This is a genomic window from Micromonospora sp. C95 (genome assembly GCF_018070465.1).
GTDB lineage: Bacteria > Actinomycetota > Actinomycetes > Mycobacteriales > Micromonosporaceae > Micromonospora.
The window spans coordinates 12,323-34,456 of the sequence record NZ_JAGPXT010000008.1 but is presented as its reverse complement, the minus strand read 5'-3'; the positions used below and the strand labels follow the sequence as shown (position 1 = coordinate 34,456).

Below are 22,134 nucleotides of genomic sequence, written 5' to 3'. Positions count from 1 at the left end.
TCGCTCGGCGTCACGATGAGGCGCCACCGCACTGGGCCAAATGATTCGCTCGCTGCGCTCGCTCATCGCGCCACCTCGCTTCGCTCGGCGTCACGATGAGGCGCCACCGCACCGAACCCGATGATTCGCTCGCTGCGCTCGCTCATGGGCGTTCCCCGGCCGGTACCGGAGTCAGCTCGGTGACCCGCCCGTCCTCGACCCGCAGAATGCGGTCGACGTCGGTAAGCAGTGCCGGCCGGTGGGCCACCAGGAGTGCGGTGCGGCCGGCGACCAGCTCGCGGGTGGCCGACAGCACCACGGACTCGGCGGCGGCGTCGAGGCGCGCGGTCGGCTCGTCGAGCAGCACCACCGGCGCGTGGCGCAGGAACGCCCGAGCCAGCGCCACCCGTTGCCGCTGCCCGCTGGACAGGCCGTGTCCCCGCTCACCCAGCAGAGTGTCCAGCCCGTCGGGCAGGGCAGCGACCACCTCGTCCAGCGCGGCGACGTGGACCGCGGCGGCGAGAGCGGTCGGTGTGGCGTCGGGGGCGCCGAGCCGGATGTTGTCGGCCAGCGACGCCGCGAACAGGTGGGCCCGCTGCGGTACCCACGCCACCTGCCGCCGCCAGCCGTCCAGATCGGCGTCGGCCAGGTCGACCCCGCCGACGGTGACCCGGCCTTCGGTCGGGCGGACGAAGCCGAGCAGCAGGTTCAGCAGGGTGCTCTTGCCGGCGCCGCTCGGCCCGATGATCGCGATGCGTTCGCCGGGCCGGATTTTCAGCGTCACATCGCGTAGCGCCGTGGTGCGCTCGTACGCGACGGTCACCGACTCGAAGCGGATCTCGGCACGTCCGTCCGGTGACGCGCCCGCCTGACCCGCCGGTGCCGGGGGTGCCGAGCCGGAGAGGGTGAGCGCCTCGTCCAGCGCGGTGAGCCCTTCCATGCTGGCATGGAACCGGCTGCCGGCCGCCCGGAGCGGCAGGTACGCCTCCGGGGTCAGCAGCAGCACCAGCAGCGCGGTCTGCAGTGCCAGACCACCGCCCAGCAGTCGGATGCCGACCGGGACGGCGACCAGCGCCACCGACAGGGTGGCCACGAGTTCGAGCACCAGCGCGGAGAGGAAGGCGATCCGCAGCGTCTTCATGGTGGCGATCCGGTGACCGTCGGCCATCCGCCGTACCGCGTCGGTCTGCGCCCGGGCCCGGCCGAACGCACGCAGCGTGGGCAGCCCGGCCACCATGTCCAGGAAGTGCCCGCCGAGCAGGGACAGCCGTCGCCACTGCCGCTCGGTGGCGGCTTGGGCCTGCCAACCGAGCAGCGCCCCGAAGATCGGGATGAGTGGCAGCGTCAGCGCGATGATCACTGCCGAACTCCAGTCGGCGAGGAATACCCGACCCAGCACCGCGACCGGCACGGTGACGCTCAGCACGAGCTGCGGCAGGTAACCGGTGAAGTAGGCGTCGAGTGCGTCCAGGCCGCGACCGGCGAGGGTGGCCAGTTGCCCGGCGCGCTGGCCGGCGACCCAGCCGGGTCCGTGCCGGCCGACCGCGCCCAACAGGTCGGCCCGCAGCGCCGCCTTGACCGTGGCGGCCACCCGTGCGGACACCGCGCCCTGTGCCCAGACCACCAGCGAGCGGGCCGCGACCGTGGCCAGCAGCCCGACCAGCGCGGCGCGGTCCAGTTGCCCGGTGAAGGCCGTGGCCAGCAGCACAGCCAGGGCGGTGGCCTGCGCCACGACCAGCCCGGCGGCGAGCACGCCGAGCAGCGTGAGCAGGGCGAGGTCACGTCGGGCGGCAGGAACCCGGCGCAGCAGCCGCGGGTCGAAGGGGCGGCGGTTCACCAGTACACCGGTGCCCTACCGTCGGTTCGTCCTCGAAAAATCCACACGCACATCGCCTGGAAGCCTAGTAGGGCCGGCAGCAGCGGTACCGTCAGCCAGCCCAGCAGCCGCAGGGTCGGTCCGCTGGCGGCCGCGTCGGCAACCGTCAGTGACGCGCTCGGTTCCACGGTCGACACCAGCACGTACGGCCAGAGGGTCGCCCCGACCAGCAGCACCGGCAGGGCGAGCGCCGTCGCGGTGGCCGCGAAGGCCACGCCGAGGCGCCGCCGCCCGAGTGCCACCCGCGCCGCCAGCAGGGCCGCCACCAGCAACACCGCCAGCAGTACGCCGACCGCAGGGCGCTGCGCGGCGGCGCGTACCCGGTCGGAGAACAGACCGACGACGGCGGCCGTGCCGACCGCGACGATCGCGGTGAGCAGCAGGCGGCGGGCCAGCGGCCGGAGCCGGTCGCCCTCGACGGCCGGCAACCGGAGCGCGAGGAAGCTAGCCCCGTGCGCCACCACCAGCGCCACCACGGCCAACCCGGTGGCGGCGGCGAACGGGGTGAACAGGTGAGTCACCCCGGCCACGTGTCCGTCGGCCTGCAGCGGTACGCCCTGGAGCAGTCCGGCGAGCACCACACCCCAGCCGAGCGCGGCGAGCAGGCTACCGACCACGATCACCCGGTCCCACGCGGCGCGGGCCCCTCCGCTGCCCGGACGGCTGCGCAGCTGCACCCCGGCGGTCACCAGGATCACCCCGACGAGCGCGGTGGCCACCGCCGGGTAGCTGCCGGCGAGCAACTCCCCCTCCAGCACGGGAAACGCGCCGAACAGGATGCCGGCGGCGGCCACCAGCCACACCTCGTTGCCGAGGAAGAACGGCCCGACCGCGTTGAGCGCGGCGCGTCGGCGGGACACGTCGGCGTCACCGGCGAGCAGCAGGCCGACGCCGTAGTCGTAGCCGGCGAGTACCAGGTAGCCAGCGAAGAAGAGGCCGAGCAGGGCGTACCAGGCGAGTTCCATCTCCGGCTCCTCAGGCGAACGCGGGTTCGGGACGGGAATCGTCGGCGGGCGGTTGGGCCGGCCGGCGGCCGAGCGCGGGATCGGCGGCACCACGGGCGGCGTGCCGGGCGAGCAGCACCCAGTTGGTGACGGCGAGGGTGCCGAGCAGCAGGGTGAACCCGACCAGTGAGCTCGCCATCAGCCATGGGCTGACCGGAGAAACCGCCTGGTCCACCGGCAGCAGCCCGTACGCCACCCAGGGATGGCGGCCGACCTCGCGGGCGATCCAGCCGAGGATCAGTGCCACGAAGGGTAGGGGCAGGGCGAGCATCAGCAGCCAGAGCGGGAACCGGAGACGGATGATCCAGTCTCGCCAGAGCAGGGGGACGAGCAGCCAGAGCAGGCCGAGGGCGAAGCCGATGAGGATCATGAAGCCCAGGCCGACGTTGGACAGGGCGGGCGGCAGGTAGTCGCCCGGGCCGAACCTGGCGGTCCAGTCGGCGATCAGCGCGTCGGCTTCGGGGTTGCCCCCGAACTTGGTGGGCTGTACCCCGCCCACCGGCCCGAACTGGGCGAAGCCGAACCCCTGTACGAGGGTTATCGCCAGCGCGGCGGTGACCAGCCCGATCCGCAGCGAGGTGCGGAACAGCGCATGGTCGGTGGTGCGCCGGTTGAGGTGCCACGCGCTGATCGCCGCCATCAGAAGCCCGCCGGTCAGCAGAGCCGCCGACAGCACGTGCCCGAGCGCCATCCCCAGGGCCGGGTTGGTCAGCAACGCCGGGAAGTCGGTCAGGTGGGCGACGCCGTCGCGTACCTCGTAGCCGACCGGGTTCTGCAACCAGGAGTTGGCCACCATGATCCAGAACGCCGAGGCGTACGCGGTGATCGCGACGCCGTAGAGCAGCGCGAGGTGCACGCCACGGCGCAGCCGGTGCCAGCCGAAGATCCACATGCCGAGGAAGGTCGACTCCAGGAAGAAGGCGACCAGGGTCTCGATGGCCAGCGGGGCGCCGAAGACGTTGCCGACGTAGCGCGACAGCCCGCTCCAGTTCAGCCCGAACTGGAACTCCATGACGATGCCCGTGGCGATGCCGAGCACGTAGTTGATCACGTAGAGCTGGCCCCAGAAGCGGGTCAGCCGCTCCCACCTGTGGTTGCCGGTCACCACCCACGCGGTCTGCATCCCGACGAGCAGGGTGACCAGGCCGAGCGTGACGGCCACGAAAAGGAAGTGGACCGAGGCGGTCGCGGCGAACTGGAGGCGAGCGAGGAGCAGGGTGTCCATGTCGGCTCTCCCGGGACGGGGGTCGATGCAGATAGGGAGACTACCCATAGCGTCTCTACATATAGGCGCGTGATGCGCGCCGGACCGGCATGATCAGGGTTAGTTCAGGGTCGGGTCAGCTGAGGAAGAGCGAGACCGGCAGGGCGGCCACGGTCGCCGTCACGGCCAGCACGGTGGCGCCGAGCAGTCGGGGTGGGCGGGCGGTGACCAGCAACCGCTGCACCCGTACGTCCAGATCCTGATCGCCCATGCCGAGCGCGCCGGCCGGCGTGATCCGGTTCCCGGCGGCGGCGAACCGGCGCAGCGCACCGGCCAGCGGGGCCTCGGCGTGCAACTCGCGGGCCTTGTCGTCGGCGCGCATCTCGACCAGCAGGGAAACCCGCTCGTGCGCCTCGCGGACCCAGCCGAACCAGGGCAGCGCTCGGCAGAGCGCGGTGAACGGCAGCAGCACCAGATCGTGCCGCTCCTGCGCGTGCGCCCGCTCGTGGGTGAGCACAGCCGCCAGTTCGGCCCGGTCGAGCAGGCTGAGCGTGCCGGCGCTCACCACCACGCGGGGCTTCACCCCGGGAAGGCAGTACGCCGCTGCACCCGGGTGGTCGAGCACCAGCGCACCGGGCACGGTCGGATCCCGTCGGGCGACCAGGGTGAGCAGCTCCCGATGCCGACGCTGGGCGCGTACGGCACCGTGGATGCTGCGTACCGTCGTGGTCAGCAGCACCGCCCCGATGCCGAGACCGACGCCGACCAACCCCAGGTGCACGGCACCGAGGTCGGCTGGCAGGGTGCTGTGCCAAAGGTCGCCGACCAGCGCCAGCAGGGCGCTGCCGGTGCCCCGCTGGTACGGCGCCAGACCCAACGCGATCGGCAGACCCATCGCGGAGAGGCCGGCCCCCAGGCCGATCGCCTGCCAGCACAGGATCGCCACCCGGGGGCTGCGCCACGTCCAGGTGGAGCGGGCCAGCACCTGGGCGATCAGCCAGCAGGCCACCATCGAGGCGGCGAAGTGCAGGGTGTGCGCCACGGCGTCGCCCCTACCGCTCCACGGCCTCGTCGGCCAGGCCGGGCTGCGCCGCCCGGTCGGCTAGCGGCGTCTCCACCCGTTCGGTCAGCCCGCGCGCAAGGCCGTCCACCGCCTGCCCTGACACATCGCCTGTCGTCCGGTTCTGCCCGGGTGCGTCGTCTGTCGTCCGGTTCTGCCCGGGTGCCTCGGCTGCCGTCGGGGTCCGCTTCGGTGCGTCACCTGCCGGCCCGACCTGCCCGGGTGCGTCGGCCGTCAGCCCGGCGTCCGCCGTGAGGGCGGCGCGCAGCACGTCCGCCTCGGTGCCGGTGACCGAGCGGGCGAACCGGACCAGCGCCGCGTCCCGGCTACCGCCCAGGTCGAGCGCGTCGAGCATGAGTTGGGCGATGTACGCCTCCCGGCTGGCCGCGGCGCGGTACCGCCACGCCCGGCCCTCCCGCTCGCGCTGCACCATGCCCTTGCCGGCCAGCCGGTCCAGCACGGTCATCACGGTGGTGTACGCCAACTCGCGTCCGTCCAGAGCGTCGGCCACCTCGCGCACGGTGACCCCATCCGACGTGCCGGGCACCGCGTCCCACAGCACGTCCATCACCGCACGCTCAAGATCCCCCAGCCGAGTCACCCCCCAATCCTACCCCCCGTAGTAGACCCACCCCACCCACGCCCACCTCACCCACGCCCACCCCACCCACGCCCACCTCACCCCACGCGCGCCCGCCCCACCGCAGCAACTTCAGGAATAGTGCTGCCTCGTCACCCAGTCGACCCAGCAGTTTCCGGGAAGTTGTCCGGATCTTGAGTGAGCACCCGGGGCAACAAGCAACAAAGGCGGAACGAAACGCGACGGAACAGAACGGAACGGGAAGGGCCGAACGAGAAGGGGAGAGACGGAGGCAGCGGACCGGAAGGACGGCGGACCGGGAAGGACGGCGGACCGGGAAGGACGGCGGACCGGGAAGGACGGCGGACCGGAAAGGTCGGCGGACCGGGGACCCGACGTTGGGCAGCGCCCCGGAAGCCGTGACCCGCCAACGGTCCGTGCGCAGGTCAGGGTTTCCGGGGAGCCCCGCCCGCGCCGGGATCAAGCCTGACCGCCCGGAGCGGGCGGGGCTCCCCGGAAACCCCAATAGCGGCGGCTCCCCGGAAACCCCAATAGCGGCGGCTCCCCGGAAACCCCAATAGCGGCGGCTCCCCGGAAACCCCAATAGCGGCGGCTCCCCGGAAACCCCCAGAGCGAGGAGCGTCAAACCCCCTTGGGGTGCCACACCGTCTTCGTCTCCAGCAGGGCTGTCATCCGCCCGAGCCCCGGATCCGCCGACCAGTCGTGACCGCCCGCTACGGGCCGGAGCACCCGCTTGAGGTTCTCCGCCGCCTTGACCTCCAGGTCGGCCGCCAGCTCCGGGTCGGTCACGCCGGTCAGGTCGATGGCGTTGACGTCCATGTGCGCGGCCAGCGTGGGTACGGTCTCGGACAGCCGGCCGGTGAGGATGTTGACCACCCCGCCCGGCAGGTCCGAGGTGGCCAGCACCTCGGCCAGGGTCACCGCGGCCAGCGGTGCCGTCGGCGAGGCGGCCACCACCACCGTGTTGCCGGTGACGATCGCCGGGGCGATCACGCTGACCAGCCCGAGCAGGGCCGGTGTCTCGGGGGCGACCACCGCCACCACACCCGTCGGCTCGGGTGCCGACAGGTTGAAGTACGGCCCGGCGACCGGGTTCGCGCCCCCGTACACCTGCGGGAGCTTGTCCGACCAGCCGGCGTACCAGACCCAGCGGTCGGTCGCCGCGTCCACCTCGTCGCCCGGCACACCGAGCGCGACGAACTGCTCGCGCCGGCCCTCCAGCATCTCGGCGACCCGGTAGAGGATCTGACCCCGGTTGTACGCGGTCGCCCCGGCCCAGCCCTTCACCGCCGCGCGGGCGGCCACCACCGCGTCCCGCGCGTCCTTGCGCGAGGCCAGTGAGACGTTGGAGTCCTGCACGAGATACGACCGTCCCGACTCGCTACGCGGGAACTTCCCGCCGACGAAGAGCTTGTACGTCTTGCGTACCGCGACCCGCTCAGACATTGAGGTACGCCTCCAGCCCGTGCCGGCCGCCCTCGCGACCGTAGCCCGACTCCTTGTAGCCACCGAACGGCGAGGTGGGGTCGAACTTGTTGAACGTGTTGGCCCACACCACCCCGGCGCGCAGTCGGTCGGCCATCCACAGGATCCGGGAGCCCTTCTCGGTCCAGATCCCCGCCGACAGCCCGTACGGCGTGTTGTTGGCCTTCTCGACGGCCTCGGCCGGGGTGCGGAAGGTGAGCACGGACAGCACCGGGCCGAAGATCTCCTCGCGGGCGATCCGGTGCGCCTGGGTGACGCCGGTGAAGATGGTCGGCGCGAACCAGAAGCCCCGCTCGGGCAGCTCACACGGCGGTGACCACTGCTGCGCGCCCTCGGCGGCACCGGCCGCCGTCAGCTCGCGGATGCGGGAGAGCTGGGCGGCCGAGTTGATGGCCCCGATGTCGGTGTTCTTGTCCAGCGGGTCGCCGAGCCGCAGCTGGGCCATCCGGCGCTTGAGTGATTCGAGCACCTGCTCGGCGACGGACTCCTGGATCAGTAGCCGGGAACCGGCGCAGCAGACGTGCCCCTGGTTGAAGAAGATCCCGTTGACGATGCCCTCGACGGCCTGGTCGACCGGGGCGTCGTCGAAGACGATGTTGGCGGCCTTGCCGCCGAGTTCCAGGGTGAGCTTCTTGCGGCTGCCGGCGACCGCGCGGGCGATGGCCCGGCCGACGTCGGTGGAGCCGGTGAAGGCGACCTTGTCCACGCCGTCGTGCTCGACGAGTGCCCGGCCGGTCTCACCGGCACCGGTGACGATGTTGACCACACCAGCCGGCAGGTCGGCCTGCTGACAGATCTCGGCGAACAGCAGCGCGGTGAGCGGGGTGGTCTCGGCCGGCTTCAGCACCACCGTGTTGCCGGCGGCCAGCGCCGGGGCGATCTTCCAGGCCAGCATCAGCAGCGGGAAGTTCCACGGGATGACCTGCGCCGCCACCCCGAGTGGCCGCGGGTTGGAACCGAAGCCGGCGTGCGGCAGCTTGTCGGCCCAGCCGGCGTAGTAGAAGAAGTGCGCGGCGACCAGCGGCAGGTCGACGTCACGGGACTCCCTGATCGGCTTGCCGTTGTCCAGTGACTCGAGCACGGCCAGCTCACGCGAGCGCTCCTGGATGATCCGGGCGATCCGGAACAGGTACTTGGCCCGGTCCCGGCCCGACATCGGCCCCCAGACCTTCTCGTACGCCTTGCGGGCCGCCCGGACCGCGCGGTCCACGTCCTGCGCGCCGCCCTCGGCGACCTCGGCCAGCACCTCCTCGGAGGCCGGGTTGATCGACTTGAAGCTGCCACCGTCGGCCGGGTCGACGAACTTACCGTCGACGAAGAGCCCGTACGAGGGCTTGAGGTCTACCACCGAGCGTGACTCGGGGGCGGGTGCGTATTCGAACATCGCGGTCAGTCCAGGGTGAAGTAGTCGGGGCCGGCGTAGACGCCGGTCGTCAGCTTGGTGCGCTGCATCAGCAGGTCGTTGAGGAGGCTGGAGGCGCCGAAGCGGAACCAGTCGGGGTGCAGCCAGTCCGGGCCGACGGTCTCGTTGACCATGACCAGGTACTTGATCGCATCCTTGGTGGTCTTGATGCCGCCGGCCGGTTTCACGCCAACCTGCCGCCCGGTGGCGGCGCGGAAGTCGCGGACCGCCTCCAGCATCACCAGCGTCACCGGCAGGGTGGCGGCGACCGGAACCTTGCCGGTGGAGGTCTTGATGAAGTCGGCGCCCGCGAGCATCGCCAGCCAGGAGGCGCGGCGCACATTGTCGTAGGTGGCCAGCTCGCCGGTCTCCAGGATCACCTTCAGATGGGCGTCCCGGCAGGCTTCCTTGGTGGCGACGATCTCGTCGTACACCTCGGCGTAGCGGCCGGCCAGGAAGGCACCACGGTTGATCACCATGTCGATCTCGTCGGCGCCCGCCTCGACGGCGGCGCGGGTGTCCGCGAGCTTGATCTCCAGCGGTGCCTGGCCCGACGGAAACGACGTGGCCACGCTGGCCAGATGCACAGCGCTGCCGCGCAGCACCTCGGCCACGTGGGGGACCATCGAGGGGTAGACGCAGACCGCACCGACGTGCGGGCAGGACGGGTCGGCCGGAGAGGGCCGCAGCGCCTTCGCGGCGAGCGCCCGTACCTTGCCCGGGGTGTCCGCGCCCTCCAGCGTGGTCAGGTCGACCATCCGGATGGCGAGGTCGATCGCCTCGGCCTTGGCGGTGGTCTTGATGGATCGGGTGCCGAGTTGGGCTGCCCGCTGCTCCGCGCCGACCTGGTCCACGCCCGGTAGGCCGTGCAGGAAGGTCCGCAGAGCGGTCTCGGATCGTCCCAGCTCGGAGAGGTCCGAGCGGGCCGACGTCGCTGTCGCCGTCATGCCCCGAAGTCTACGCAGGTTGACGCCGCGTGATCTTGGTCACTACGTTCGCCGGGGCGCGCACGGGTGAGCGAGGTCGCTGGTCGCGGCCGGGGCCCGCGCGTCGGTATCCGGGACGGGTAGGTTGAGCGATCGTGGACGTACTCGTCATTGACCACCCGCTCGCCCAGTCCCGGCTGACCGCCATGCGGGACGAGCGCACCGATTCCTCTACGTTCCGGGCGGCGCTGCACGAACTCACCACCATGCTGGTGTACGAGGCCGCGCGCCCCTTCCCGGTGGAGACCTACCCGGTGCAGACGCCGGTGACCGCCACCGAGGGCACCCGGCTGGCCAACCCGCCGCTGCTGGTGCCGGTGCTGCGAGCGGGTCTCGGCATGGCCGACGCCGCGCTGGGGCTGCTGCCCGAGTCCTCAATGGGCTTCGTCGGGCTGGCCCGTGACGAGGAGACCTTCGAGCCGCGCGCCTACATGGAGTCCCTGCCCCGGGACCTCACCGGTCTGCCGGTGCTTGTTCTCGACCCGATGCTGGCCACCGGTGGCTCCCTGGAGCACTGCTGCCGGCTGCTGGCCGAGCGCGGCTGCACCGACATCACCGTGCTCTGCGTGCTCGCCGCGCCGGCCGGCATCCAGCGGTTGGAGCGTTCCGGGTTGCCGCTGCGCCTGGTCACCGCCGCCATCGACGACGGTCTCAACGACAGCATGTTCATCGTGCCTGGCCTCGGCGATGCCGGTGACCGGCAGTTCGGCGGCATGCCCCGCTTCTGAGGCCCGGCGGTTTGTGGTGCGGGTGGTGCCGGCACCGGCTACCGTCTCGGGCCATGACTGGTGTGCCACTCGCCGAGGAACTGCTCCTGCTCGCGTACGACGACGAAACGGGTAAGGCGACGCTGCCGCGGATCAGCCTCGACCTGGGGATGGCCGCCGCCGTCCTCATCGAGTTGGCCCTGGCCGGGCGGATCGCGTACACCGACGGGGCCCTGACCGCGGTGGACCCGACGCCGACCGGCGAACCGGTCACCGACGCGGTGCTGGCCAAGATCGTGGCCGACACGCCGCACAGCCCCTCGTCCTGGGTGCAGCGGCTGCGGCACGGCCTGCGCGACCGGATTCTCGGCGACCTCTGCGAGCAGGGCGTCGTCCGGGACGTCGACGAGACCGAGCTGGGCTTCATCCACGTGCACCGTTACCCGGTGGTGGACCCGACGGTGGAGGAGGAGACCCGGCAGCGGCTCGCCGTGGTGCTCACCGGCGCCGCTCCGGACGAGCGCACCGCCGCCCTCGCCACCCTGGTCGCCGTGCTCCGGATGGAGTCCGCACTCGGGGTCACCGGCGAGGACGCCGACGCCGCCCGCCGCCGGCTTGAGGAGATCGCCAGCGGTGCCGGCTTCTCCGGCGAGGTCAACCTGGAAGACTCCGTGATCCGCCCCTCGGTCGCCCTCGTGGTGGCCGCCCTCGGCCGCGCCGTCGAACACGCCCTCGGCCCCCGCCGCTGACCCACCGCTGCGTCGCCCTCGCTCCGTTGACCATGAAGTTGTTGTCGGCTACTCGGCGTGTCCCGGACAACAACTTCATGATCAACGGGGTGGGTGGGGGAGAGCAGGGTGGGGGTTAGAGGTCTAGGGCGTGGGCGATTTCGGTGCGGAGGGTGGTTAGGGCGCTTGCCGCGCGGGTGCGGGCCGCCGCTAGGTCGCCGTCGGTGGGGGGTTCCACCACTTCGAGGTACGCCTTGAGCTTCGGTTCGGTGCCGGAGGGGCGGATCACCACCCGGGCCGCTGCGGTACGCAGGATCACCACGTCGGCGTCGGGGAGCAGGTCCTGTGCCTCGGTGACCGGCTGGCCGAGCAGGGTGGTCGGGGTGGCGGCGCGGATCCTGCCCATCGCGTCGGCGATCAGGCGCAGGTCGTCGACGCGCACCGAGAGCTGGTCGGTCTGGTGCACGCCGAACTCCGCGGCCAACTCGTCGAGCCGGTCGGTGAGCGTGCGCCCCTGCGCCTTGAGGCCGGCGGCCAGCTCGGCCACGGTCAGTGCGGCGGTGATGCCGTCCTTGTCACGTACGTGGTCCGGAGCGACGCAGTAGCCGAGCGCCTCCTCGTAACCGAAGACCAGTGGCTCGCTCCCCGCACCGGCTCGGACGATCCACTTGAACCCGGTGAGCGTCTCGTCGTACGGCAGCCCGCGCGCCGCGCACATCGCCCGTAGCAGCGACGACGAGACGATTGTGGTGGCGTACAGGCCGGTGACCCCGCGTCGCATCAGGTGGTCGGCGAGCAGCACACCCACCTCGTCCCCGCGCAGCATCCGCCAGCCAGGCCCGCCCGCCGCATCCGTACCCGGTCCGCCTGCCGCATCCGTACCCGGTCCGCCTGCCGCATCCGGCTCGCCGGGTGCCGCGTCGGGGCCGCCGGACGGCTCCCGGACGGCGACGGCGCAGCGGTCGGCGTCGGGGTCGTTGGCGATGGCCAGGTCGGCGTCGGTGCGCTCGGCGAGCGCGACCAGCCGGTCCACCGCGCCCGGCTCCTCCGGGTTGGGGAAGCTGACGGTGGGGAAGTCCGGGTCCGGCTCGGCCTGGTCGGGTACCACGCCGGGCGTCGGGAAACCGGCGGCGGCGAACGCGGCGGTGAGCACCGTCGCACCGACACCGTGCAGTGGGGTGTACGCCACGGTCAGCTCCCGGGGCCCGCCCGGGGAGACGACACCGGCCGCCCGCGCCACGTACGCGGCGACCAGGTCGTCGCCGAGCACCTGGCCGGCGGGGCCGAGCGGCACCTGCGTCAGTGGACCGACCGCGCGGATGGCGGCCTCGATGCCGGCGTCGGCCGGCGGCACGATCTGCGCCCCGGCACCCAGCTTCCCGCCCAGCTCGGCACCGAGGTACACCTTGTAGCCGTTGTCCTGCGGCGGGTTGTGGCTGGCGGTCACCATCACCCCGGCCACCGCCGACAGGTGCCGCACCGCGTACGCGAGCACCGGGGTGGGCAGCGGGCGGGGCAGCAGCAGCGCCTGCCGTCCGGCCCCGGTGGCCACCTGGGCGGTGCGTTCGGCGAACTCGCGGGAACCGCGCCGGGCGTCGTACCCGATCACCAGCGGCCCGGTGCCGCCCTGGGCGGCGAGCCAGGCGACCAGCCCGGCGGCGGCCTGGGTGACCACCGCGAGGTTCATCCCGTTCGGGCCGGCCCGCAGCGGCCCGCGCAGCCCCGCCGTGCCGAAGGTCAGCGGCCCGGCGAACCGGTCGGCCAACTCCGGCGCGCTGCCCGGCAGTTGGTCGAGCACCGCCCGCAGCTCCGCCCGGCCGGCCGGGTCGGGATCGTCGGCGAGCCAGCGTTCGGCCCGCTCGCGGATGGTGTCGAGGTCAGTGGTCTCCGCCGCCATGGCCTCTTGATAGCACGGCGAGGGATCTCCAGGGGCGTGCGCCCCGGCTCAGCCGGCCGACGTGAGCTGGAAAGACTTGAGCATCTCCGCGTAGATCGGCTTGCTCTCCTCGAAGCGGGCGTCGGTCGAGGTGAGGTAGAACGAGTAGAGCCGGCCGTCATGGGCCACCCCGTGCCAGATGCCGTGCCGCATCTCGTCGCCCTCGCCGCAGGTGTACTCGAACTCGGCCGAGGGCTTCCCAGCCAGCTCCTTCTCGGCCATGGCGACCTGGGTGTACGGCTTCGCGCAGGACTTCGACCGGGTCTTCAGGCCGTTCTCGGCGACCTGCGCCCAGCGGGCCGAGGTGCCGCTCCACTCCTCGTTGAGGACGCGCACCCGACGGCCGCTGTCCTCCGGGTCGGTGTAGTCGATGTAGACCCCACCGGCGGGCGCGGCCCGTTTCCAGCCCTCGGGCACCAGCATCTGGATCCCGCGCGCCGAGTGCTCCTGCATCTCGATGCCGGGACCCTCGTCCGCCGACGCGGACGGCTCGGCCACCGGGGTGGTGGGCGTCTCGTCGCCGCCGCTGGCGAAGGCCACGATGCCGATCAACAGCAGCACCGCGAGGCCGCCGGCCGCCGCCAGCTGCATCTTGCGTGGCCAGCCCTTGACGGTGTCGACCACCCGGGTGCCGGCGGCCCTCGCCCGGTCCACCGGGCTGCTCCCGCTGTCGCTGTCGGCAGCGGGGGCCGACGTGCCGTACGGCTGGTGGGGCGCGGCCGGCCACTGCGCGGCACCGTAGGCGCCGACCTGCTGCGTCGCGTCGGGTTGGCTACCGTAGCCACCGACCCGCTGGGTCGCCTCGGGTCGCGTGCCGTAGCCACCGAGCTGCTGGGTGGCGTCGGGCCCGGCGCCGTAGCCGCCGATCCGCTGCGTCGCGTCGGGCTGGCCGCCGTAGCCGAAGACCTCCGGCCCGACCCGTTGGTTGCTGTCCGAGCCGATCCGCTGGGTCGCGTCGGCACCGCCGTAGGTGCGGCCGGCGGGGGGCGGGGACATCGCGGTACCCCGCTGCCCGGGCCGGGCCAGGGCGTCGGCGCTGGTGTCGTCCATCGCGGCGGCGCTGGCCGGGGCGGCCTGGCCGGGGCGCTCGCCCCGGCGCAGCGCGGCCAGCCGGTCGGTGAGCGACTCGCCGGGGCCCAGCATCGCCCGGCCGCCGATCTGCCCGGACGGGGCCGGCTTGGCCGGGGCGGCCGGCACGCTGATCGGTGCGGGCTGCGGCACCGGCATCACGGAGTACTGGTCGGTCATCGAGTTGACTCCGGCGGCGCTGCTGCTCAGCGGACCGGCCAGCAACTCGCGCAGCATGGCGCGCGCGGTGTGCACGTCGAGTCGGCGGGCCGGGTCCTTCTCCAGCAGACCCATCAGCACCCGGGTCAACGGGCCGCTGCGTTGCGGCGGCGCGGGCGGATCCTCGACCACGGCGTGCATGGTCTCGATCGGGTCGCCCCGGTCGAAGGGCGGCCGGCCCTCCACGGCGGTGTACAGCGTCACGCCGAGGGAGAACAGGTCGCTCGGGGGGCCGAACTCCTGCCCCATGGCCCGTTCGGGAGAGATGAAGTGCGGTGAGCCCAGCACCATGCCCGGGGTGGTGAGCTGCACGTCGGTGGGCATCCGGGCGACGCCGAAGTCGGTGAGCACGCAACGGCCGTCCGAGCAGATCAGCACGTTGGCGGGCTTGACGTCGCGGTGCAGCACGCCGATCGCGTGCGCCACCTCGAGCGCGCCGAGCAGCGCGATGCCGATCTTGGCAACCACCCGCTGGGCGATCGGCCCGTCCTCGATCACCATGTCGGCGAGGCTGCGGGCGTCCAGCAGCTCCATCACGATCCACGGCCGCCCGGCCTCGGTGACCACGTCGTACACCTGCACCACCGCCGGGTGGGCGATGGCGGCGGCGGCGCGGGCCTCGCGCAGGGTGCGTTCGTACATCGAGTCGCGGTCGCTCGGCGCCAGGCCGGGCGGGAGGACGACCTCCTTGACCGCCACGTCACGGCGCAGCAGCGTGTCTGTGGCCCGCCAGACCGTGCCCATGCCGCCGTTGCCCACCGCCGAGCGCAGCGAGTACCGGTCGCCGATGACGGTGCCGGGGGTCGCGCGTCCGTTGGTGGGAGTGCTGACTGGTCCGCCGCTCCACGTCGGGATCTGAGTCACAGAAAAGCCACCGGGGGAAGTCGAGAGGGCTGGGACACAACCCCCCTATCTTGCTGGTTCAGACGCCCGATGCGAAAGCCGGCGCGGCGGACGTTTCCACTACTCGACGGTACGTGTGCGGCCACTCACCTCTTGTCGCCGCTGTGCCGACGTAATGTGGGGTACCCCTCACCCGTCGGTGGCCCTCCGCGCGTCCTACCATCCGTTGATGAGCGAACCGCGGTCAAGCGAGTCCGGTTTCCCGATCAAGGGCGTCTACACGCCTGCTGATCTTCCCGGCGACCTGGACTCCCGGCTCGGCGCACCGGGTGAGTTCCCGTACACCCGTGGGGTCTACCCCACCATGTACACCTCCCGTCCGTGGACGATGCGGCAGTACGCGGGCTTCGGCACCGCCACCGAGTCCAACGCGCGTTACCACCAGTTGTTGCGGGCCGGCACCATGGGCCTGTCCGTCGCCTTCGACCTGCCCACCCAGATGGGGTACGACTCCGACGACCCGATCGCGCACGGCGAGGTGGGCAAGGTCGGCGTGGCCATCGACTCCATCGAGGACATGCGGCTGCTGTTCGACGGCATCCCGCTGGACAAGGTCTCCACCTCGATGACCATCAACGCGCCCGGCTCGGTGCTGCTCCTGCTCTACCAACTCGTCGCCGAGGAGAACGGCGTTCCGGGTTCGGCGCTCAACGGCACCATCCAGAACGACATCCTCAAGGAGTACATCGCCCGGGGGACGTACATCTTCCCGCCGAAGCCCTCGCTGCGGCTGGTCGCCGACACCTTCGGCTACTGCCGCACCGAGGTGCCGAAGTGGAACACCATCTCCATCTCCGGCTACCACATGGCCGAGGCCGGCGCCTCGCCCGTGCAGGAGATCGCGTTCACGCTCGCCAACGGCGTCGAGTACGTCCGGGCGGCGATCGCCGCCGGGCTGGCCGTGGACGACTTCGCCCCCCGGCTCTCGTTCTTCTTCGTCGCCCGCACCACCCTGCTGGAGGAGGTGGCGAAGTTCCGGGCGGCCCGGCGGATCTGGGCCCGCCTGATGCGCGACGAGTTCGGCGCGAAGAACCCGAAGTCGATGATGCTGCGCTTCCACACCCAGACCGCTGGCGTGCAGTTGACCGCCCAGCAGCCCGAGGTGAACCTGGTCCGGGTGGCGGTGCAGGGGCTCGGCGCGGTGCTCGGCGGCACCCAGTCGCTGCACACCAACAGCTTCGACGAGGCGATTGCGCTGCCCACCGAGAAGGCGGCCCGGCTGGCGCTGCGTACCCAGCAGGTACTCGCCTACGAGACCGATCTCACCGCCACGGTCGACCCGTTCGCCGGCTCGTACGTGGTGGAGGCGATGACCGCCGAGATCGAGACGGCGGCGGACGCGCTGATGGCCCGGGTCTTCGAGCACGGGTCGGCGGTGGACGCGATCGAGGTCGGTTTCCAGAAACGGGAGATCGAGCAGTCCGCGTACCGGATCGCGCAGGAGATCGACTCGGCTGAGCGGGTGGTGGTCGGACTCAACCGGTTCACGATCGACGCCGAGGAGCCGTACGAGCCGCTGCGGGTCGATCCGGCCATCGAGGCCGCCCAGGCCGAGCGACTGGCGAAGCTGCGGGCCGAGCGGGACTCGGCAGCCGTGAAGCGGGCCCTGGTCGAGTTGCGGGAGGCCGCCTCCGGCACCGACAACGTGCTCCACCCGATGAAGGCGGCGCTGCGCGAGCGCGCCACCGTCGGTGAGGTGTGTGGGGCGCTCCGCGAGGTCTGGGGCCGCTACCAGCCCACTGACCGGTTCTGACCTCCGTTCCTCCGCCGCCGAGCACCACTGCCCGTCGCGCAGCGTGTCGAACGGGCCGTACCCGGGTACTCCGCTGCCAATGATCACGCGAACGCACATGGTGTGCGGTCGGCGGGCCTCGGTGCGTGTGAACGTCCACGGGTGATCGTTGCCGCGCGTGGTCGGGTAATTGTCGTACCGTCAGTTCATCGGCGCGACTAATGCGACAATTCGGAACGACGACGAGAGTTTCGCGAAGATTCTCGGCGCTCGCGGCACGATTACGCGTTGTAGGAGGTGAGGGGTGGATGACGGCGTATGACCGCGATCTACCTGCTGTGCCGCTCACCTACGGACGCTCTCAGCAGGGCATACGTGACGCTGCGCGGTCCGATCATCACCGGAACGAGGTTGCGCAGAGTCACCATCGTGGGTCTACGCTGTCTGCTGTTCCCGATGATCCATCCATTTCTAGTGATCGAAGAGAATTCGACGTGACGAGTGCGTTGACGATGCCGACCGGTCACCAACTGGCGCCGTCCTGGCCGGATGCGCCAACCGGTTCCCAGCCCCTGCCCTTCGAGTTGGACCACCTGCTCGCCCTCCGGGTACCGGGCCTGATCGCCACGCGCCGTCACATCCACTCGCACCCGGAGCTGTCCGGCGCGGAGTTCGAGACCGCGGCCCTGGTGGCCCGGGAACTCTCCCTGGCCGGGTTGCAGCCGCGCCTGCTGCCCAAGGGCAACGGGGTGATCTGCGACATCAACGGCCGCCCGGACGGTCCGGTGATCGCACTGCGCGCCGACATCGATGCGCTGCCGCTCAGCGACGTCAAGGACGTGCCGTACCGCTCCACGGTCGAGGGGGTCTGCCACGCCTGCGGTCACGACGTGCACACCACGATCATGTTGGGCGTCGGCATGCTGCTCGCGCAGCTGGCCGATCTGGGCGAGCTGCCGGGCCGGGTCCGGCTGATCTTCCAGCCCGCCGAGGAGATCCTGCCCTGCGGCTCGCTTGAGGTGATCGAGGCCGGCGGCCTCGACGACGTGGTGCAGATCTTCGCACTGCACTGCGACCCCAGCCTGCCCGTCGGCCAGGTGGGCCTACGGGTCGGTCCGATCACCGCCGCCGCGGACAACGTCACCGTCCGGCTCACCGGCCCCGGCGGTCACACCGCCCGCCCGCACCTGACCGTGGACCTGGTCGACGCGCTCGGCCGGCTGATCACCGAGGTGCCCGCCCTGGTCAACCGTCGGGTGCCGGCGAACAGTGGACTGCTGCTGGTCTTCGGGCACGCCTCCGCGGGCACCCGGTACAACGTCATCCCGTCCGAGGCGTCCGCCTCCGGCACCCTGCGGGTGATGGACCGCGACACCTGGGAACTGGCCCCGAAGATCGTTTCTCAGGTGGTTCGGGACGTCATCGCACCGACCGGGGCCACCGTCGACCTGGAGTACCTGCGCGGTCGCCCGCCGGTCTGCAACGACGCGCGGGCCATCGGGGTGCTGAACGCCGCCACCGCCGCCGCCCTCGGCCCGGAGGGCGTCGCGGAGACCCCGCAGAGCATGGGCGGCGAGGACTTCTCCTGGTATCTGGAGTACGTCCCCGGCGCCCTGGCCCGCCTCGGGGTCGGCCGCTCCGGGCCGAACGTCGACCTGCACCGGGCGTCGTTCGACGTGGACGAACGGGCCATCCCGGTGGGCGTACGCCTCATGGTGCAGACCGCGCTCCAGGCACTGACGGCGGCGCGCTGACACCCGGCGGTGGTGGCGCGCCGACCGGTGCGACCAGAGCCGGCACCGCGGGTCGGTTCCGGCGGCGACGGCGGGCCAGCCACCACAGCGCCCCCAGCGGTACGCCGAAGGCCAGCAGCCACGGCAGGACCGCACCCAGCACGGTGAGCAGGATGGTCATCGAGGCCAGGAAGACCTGCCAGCCGCCCTTGAGCCCCACCAGGAAGCCGATCTGGTTCTCCTCATCGGGGACCGTGACACCCGGCCCCACCAGGGTGACCGTGATGGTGGACAGCGCGGTGAGGTCGCTCAGCCGCCGCTTCTTCGCCTCCAGCGACGCGAGGTCGGCCTCCCGCCGGGCCAGTTCGTTCTCGATGCTCACCAGGTCGCTTATCGAGTCGGCCTGGGCGAGCAGCCGTCGCGCGCTCTCCACCCGGGCCCGTTGGCTGGTGATCCGGGCGTCGAGGTCGATGGTCTCCTCGGTGACGTCCTGCGTGCCGATCTCCCGGCGCTCCGGCTTGCCGAGGCCCGCCAGTTCCTCCACGACCGCGTAGAACCGCTCCGCCGGCACCCGCAGTTCGAGGTCGGCCACCGCGTCCGCGTCGGAGCTGCGGCGCTGGTCGCCGCCGACGAAGCCGCCGGCCCGGGTGGCCGCGGCGGCGGCGTCCCGGGCGGCGTTGTCCACATTCTCCACCTGCACCCGGAGCGATCCGGTGTAGATGATGGACCGCTGGTCGACCCGGGTGTCCGCCGCCGCGCCGGCCCCACCCTGTGCGTCGGCGCCGGCCTCCGCCGGGGCGCCCCCGCCTTCCTGGGCCGGTGCCGGCGCGGCGGCGCTGTCGGCGGTCCCCGAGTCGCTGCCACTGCCGCAGCCGGCGAGCATCAGCAGCGCGGCCAGAGTCGCCACCGCCGTGGTCCCGTGCCGGCGGGCTCTTCGCATCTCCATCCCCGTTCCCCTCTCTGCTGCCCGGGCGGGCAATGGCTCGGACGCCACACACCACCGCGCGGGTTCCGGCAGACTGCGCTCAGGACGTCACGAATCGATATGGGAGGCATCACGATGCGGCTCACCAAGTACGCCCACTCGTGCCTGCGGGTCGAGCACGACGGGGGAGTGCTGGTCATCGACCCAGGAATGTTCAGTGAGCCGGCGGTGGCGTTGGACGGGGCCGACGCCGTGCTGATCACCCACGAGCACCCGGACCACCTCGACGCGGCGGCGGTGCACCGGCAGTTGGCTCGGCGTCCCTTGGTCGTCCACGGCCCGGCGTCGCTGGCCGGCCCACTCGGGGAGGCGGCCGACGTGCTGCGTCCGGTGTCCCCGGGCGAGTCGTTCACCGCCGCCGGGATCCCGGTACGCGCCCACGGCGGCCGGCACGCGGTGATCCATCCCGACATCCCCGTGATCGACAACCTCGGCTACCTGCTCAACGACGTCGTCTACCACCCGGGCGACGCCCTGTTCGTGCCGGACGACGTCCAGGTCGACACCCTCTTCGCCCCGATACACGCGCCCTGGTCGAAGTTCTCCGAGGTGGTCGACTTCATCCGGGCGGTGGCACCGCGTCGGGTCTTCGCGCTGCACGACGCCCTGCTCAACGACAACGGCTACGCGGTGCTCGACCGGCAGTACACGGCGCTGTCGGGCAGCGAGTACCAGCGGCTGGAGCCGGGCAGCCGGATCGACGGCTGAGCCGATGCCCGGCCCGCCACCCGACCTCGTCGAGCAGCTCTACCGCACGCCGCCGGACCGGTTCGTCGCCGCCCGGGACGATGCCGTCGCGCTGGCCCGCCGTGCCGGTGACCCGGGTACCGCCCGGGAGATCGCCCGGCTGCGTCGCCCCACCGTGGCCGCCTGGCTGGTCAACCTGATGGCGTTGGAGCGGCCGGAGCTGGTGTCCGAGCTGGCGCAGTTGGCCGAAGCCCTGCGGGAGGCGCAGCGCGAGCTGCGCGGCCCGCGCCTGCGGGAGCTGTCCGCGCAGCGGCGGGCGGTGGTCGGGGCGCTCGTCGCCGAGGTACGCCGGCTCGCCGCCGGCGTCGAGGGGGCCCCGTCGGGTGGGAAGCTGCCACTGGCCGAGGTCGAGGCGACCTTCAACGCCGCACTCTCCGACGTCGACGTGGCCGAGCAGGTGCGCTCCGGGCGACTGCTGCGCCCGGCCCACTACGCGGGGTTCGGCGAGGTACCCCGTCCGCAGCTGCGCCTGGTGACCGGCGACGAGGAACCGCCACCCGCGGCTCCGGTCCGGCAGCGTCCACCGGACCGGGGCACGCTGCGGGCCGAACAGGCGCAGCGGGCTGCCCGCGCCGAACGGTCCCGTCGCCGCAGGGCGTTGCAGAAGGAGCTGGACCGGGCGCGTACCGACCAGGGCCGGGCCGAGACGGACCTGGCCGGCGCGGTCGAGGCCGAACGCGACGGGCTGGCCGCGCTGGACGCCGTCGAGGCGGAACTCGCCGAACTGGAACGCCGCCGGGCCGTCGCCGAGCAGGAACTCAGCCGCTCCCGGCTGGCCCGTCGGGCCGCCGAACGATCGGTCAGCGCCGCCCGACGACGGGCCGGCGAGGTCGAGGCCGCGATGGAGGCGCTGGACGCCGAGGAGGGGGATGCCGACGCCGACGATTGACCGGCAGACTGGTCCCTCATGGACGGACCGTCGGGTGGATCCTTCACGTACGCAGCGTCGGGTGGACCTCGCGCGGGCGGGGCGGGATGACGCCGGAGCAGGTCGCGGCGGCCAGCAAGCCGGCGGTGCTCACCCTCGGGGAGGCGTACAACCGGTGCCCGACCACGCTGCGGCGGGCTCGGCTGCTCGGCATCTCCGGATGGGCCTTCTACGTCACCGGTCGGGCCGGCGCGCTCGGTGACGTACGGGCCGAGACCGTGGCGGCGGCGCTCGGTTTCATCGCTCCCGATGCGGTGGCCGACGGCTGGGACGCCGCCGCCCGCACGGTCCGGCCGGCCGAGGTGGCCGCCGCCAGCCTCGCGGAGTGCTGCCGGTGGGGCGAGGAGATGCTGGGTGACCTGCCCCGCGTCGACCGACTCGCGGTGCTCGTGGAACGGGCCGTCGCGGCGGCCGACGCCAGTGCGATGCCACTGTTCGCGGCGTGGCGGGCCATGCCGACGGACGCGGCGACGGCCGGTGCCCGGGTCGCCGCCGGCCTACGCCTGCTGCGCGAACACTTCACCGGGGCGCACCTGGTGGCCGTGCGCGCCAGCGGGATGACGCCGCTGGAGGCGGTGCTGGCCGGTCCCGAGGGCACCAGCGGCGCGATGGCCTGCGGCTGGCCGCCACCGTACCCGCCGGTCGGACCGCTGGTGCGGCGGCGGTTGTGGGCCGAGGCGATGACCGACCGGCTCGTCGCCCCGGCGTTCACGGCGCTGGGTCCGGCCGACGGCGCGGAACTGGTCGAGCTGCTGACCCTGGCGCGGACCCACGCGCAGCGGTGAGAACCGACCCATCCCGGGACGATCTTCCCGGGACCCGGGGTCGCCGCCCGGTGCCACCACGACCGG

18 protein-coding genes and 1 pseudogene are annotated in these 22,134 nt (G+C 72.3%); 8 read left to right on the top strand and 11 right to left on the bottom strand.

All coding sequences use genetic code 11. The features are described from left to right. Positions 1-142: 142 nt before the first annotated feature. The 8 genes and pseudogenes from cydD to deoC form a co-directional block, all read right to left on the bottom strand. The gene (cydD, locus tag KBX00_RS11955) at positions 143-1,816 is read right to left on the bottom strand and encodes a thiol reductant ABC exporter subunit CydD (RefSeq protein ID WP_210826249.1); all 1,674 of its coding nucleotides are present in this window, start codon (positions 1,814-1,816) and stop codon (positions 143-145) included. Continuing rightward, positions 1,813-2,820: a cytochrome d ubiquinol oxidase subunit II gene (locus KBX00_RS11950; protein WP_210826247.1), complete on the bottom strand. Its 1,008-nt coding sequence runs from the start codon at positions 2,818-2,820 to the stop codon at positions 1,813-1,815. Before KBX00_RS11950 ends, cydD begins: the two co-directional genes overlap by 4 nt. Positions 2,821-2,830: 10 nt before the next feature. After that, complete coding sequence (locus KBX00_RS11945; RefSeq protein WP_210826245.1) at positions 2,831-4,084, bottom strand: cytochrome ubiquinol oxidase subunit I; 1,254 nt, start codon at positions 4,082-4,084, stop codon at positions 2,831-2,833. 115 nt (positions 4,085-4,199) lie between these two features. Then, positions 4,200-5,105: a M56 family metallopeptidase gene (locus KBX00_RS11940; RefSeq protein ID WP_210826243.1), complete on the bottom strand. Its 906-nt coding sequence runs from the start codon at positions 5,103-5,105 to the stop codon at positions 4,200-4,202. A 190-nt stretch (positions 5,106-5,295) separates the two neighbouring features. Continuing rightward, a pseudogene (locus KBX00_RS11935) lies at positions 5,296-5,724 on the bottom strand (BlaI/MecI/CopY family transcriptional regulator); the annotation flags it as partial. A gap of 621 nt (positions 5,725-6,345) precedes the next feature. Then, on the bottom strand, positions 6,346-7,170 hold the full coding sequence (locus KBX00_RS11930; RefSeq protein WP_210826241.1) for an aldehyde dehydrogenase family protein: 825 nt from the start codon (positions 7,168-7,170) through the stop codon (positions 6,346-6,348). Beyond that, complete coding sequence (locus tag KBX00_RS11925) at positions 7,163-8,593, bottom strand: aldehyde dehydrogenase family protein (RefSeq protein ID WP_210826239.1); 1,431 nt, start codon at positions 8,591-8,593, stop codon at positions 7,163-7,165. Before KBX00_RS11925 ends, KBX00_RS11930 begins: the two co-directional genes overlap by 8 nt. Before the next feature lie 5 nt (positions 8,594-8,598). Further along, positions 8,599-9,558, bottom strand: coding sequence for a deoxyribose-phosphate aldolase (gene deoC, locus KBX00_RS11920; protein WP_210826236.1), 960 nt, complete (start codon positions 9,556-9,558; stop codon positions 8,599-8,601). A 134-nt stretch (positions 9,559-9,692) separates the two neighbouring features. Between deoC and upp the strand changes: the two genes are divergently transcribed. Together upp and KBX00_RS11910 are read left to right on the top strand one after the other, a co-directional pair. Beyond that, complete coding sequence (gene upp / locus KBX00_RS11915; protein ID WP_210826234.1) at positions 9,693-10,325, top strand: uracil phosphoribosyltransferase; 633 nt, start codon at positions 9,693-9,695, stop codon at positions 10,323-10,325. Positions 10,326-10,378: 53 nt separating this feature from the next. Then, the gene (locus tag KBX00_RS11910; RefSeq protein ID WP_210826232.1) at positions 10,379-11,053 is read left to right on the top strand and encodes a GPP34 family phosphoprotein; all 675 of its coding nucleotides are present in this window, start codon (positions 10,379-10,381) and stop codon (positions 11,051-11,053) included. A gap of 115 nt (positions 11,054-11,168) precedes the next feature. Here the strand turns inward: KBX00_RS11910 and KBX00_RS11905 are convergent, their stop codons facing one another. Further along, the gene (locus KBX00_RS11905) at positions 11,169-12,929 is read right to left on the bottom strand and encodes a phospho-sugar mutase (RefSeq protein WP_210826231.1); all 1,761 of its coding nucleotides are present in this window, start codon (positions 12,927-12,929) and stop codon (positions 11,169-11,171) included. A 48-nt stretch (positions 12,930-12,977) separates the two neighbouring features. Continuing rightward, positions 12,978-15,119 carry a serine/threonine-protein kinase gene (locus tag KBX00_RS11900; RefSeq protein ID WP_210826229.1) on the bottom strand — a complete coding sequence of 714 codons (2,142 nt, stop codon included), beginning with the start codon at positions 15,117-15,119 and terminating at the stop codon, positions 12,978-12,980. A gap of 208 nt (positions 15,120-15,327) precedes the next feature. Between KBX00_RS11900 and KBX00_RS11895 the strand changes: the two genes are divergently transcribed. From KBX00_RS11895 to KBX00_RS11885, 3 genes are all read left to right on the top strand, one after another. After that, positions 15,328-16,911: a methylmalonyl-CoA mutase gene (locus KBX00_RS11895; protein ID WP_210826227.1), complete on the top strand. Its 1,584-nt coding sequence runs from the start codon at positions 15,328-15,330 to the stop codon at positions 16,909-16,911. 297 nt (positions 16,912-17,208) lie between these two features. Beyond that, positions 17,209-17,388: a hypothetical protein gene (locus tag KBX00_RS11890; protein ID WP_210826225.1), complete on the top strand. Its 180-nt coding sequence runs from the start codon at positions 17,209-17,211 to the stop codon at positions 17,386-17,388. Continuing rightward, on the top strand, positions 17,385-18,644 hold the full coding sequence (locus KBX00_RS11885; protein ID WP_210826223.1) for an amidohydrolase: 1,260 nt from the start codon (positions 17,385-17,387) through the stop codon (positions 18,642-18,644). Before KBX00_RS11890 ends, KBX00_RS11885 begins: the two co-directional genes overlap by 4 nt. Here the strand turns inward: KBX00_RS11885 and KBX00_RS11880 are convergent. Further along, positions 18,601-19,569 carry a DUF4349 domain-containing protein gene (locus KBX00_RS11880; protein ID WP_210826221.1) on the bottom strand — a complete coding sequence of 323 codons (969 nt, stop codon included), beginning with the start codon at positions 19,567-19,569 and terminating at the stop codon, positions 18,601-18,603. The two genes, KBX00_RS11885 and KBX00_RS11880, sit on opposite strands and share 44 nt — an antisense overlap. Before the next feature lie 114 nt (positions 19,570-19,683). Here KBX00_RS11880 and KBX00_RS11875 point away from each other — a divergent pair, with 114 nt between their 5' ends. The 3 genes from KBX00_RS11875 to KBX00_RS11865 all read left to right on the top strand — a co-directional run bounded on the left by KBX00_RS11875 (position 19,684) and on the right by KBX00_RS11865 (position 22,068). Then, positions 19,684-20,316, top strand: a complete 633-nt coding sequence (locus KBX00_RS11875; RefSeq protein WP_210826219.1) for an MBL fold metallo-hydrolase — start codon at positions 19,684-19,686, stop codon at positions 20,314-20,316. Between the two features lie 4 nt (positions 20,317-20,320). Then, a complete protein-coding gene (locus tag KBX00_RS11870; protein ID WP_210826217.1) occupies positions 20,321-21,244 on the top strand; it encodes a hypothetical protein in 924 nt (307 codons plus the stop codon). Between the two features lie 86 nt (positions 21,245-21,330). Next, a complete protein-coding gene (locus KBX00_RS11865; RefSeq protein WP_210826215.1) occupies positions 21,331-22,068 on the top strand; it encodes a hypothetical protein in 738 nt (245 codons plus the stop codon). Positions 22,069-22,134: the final 66 nt, after the last annotated feature.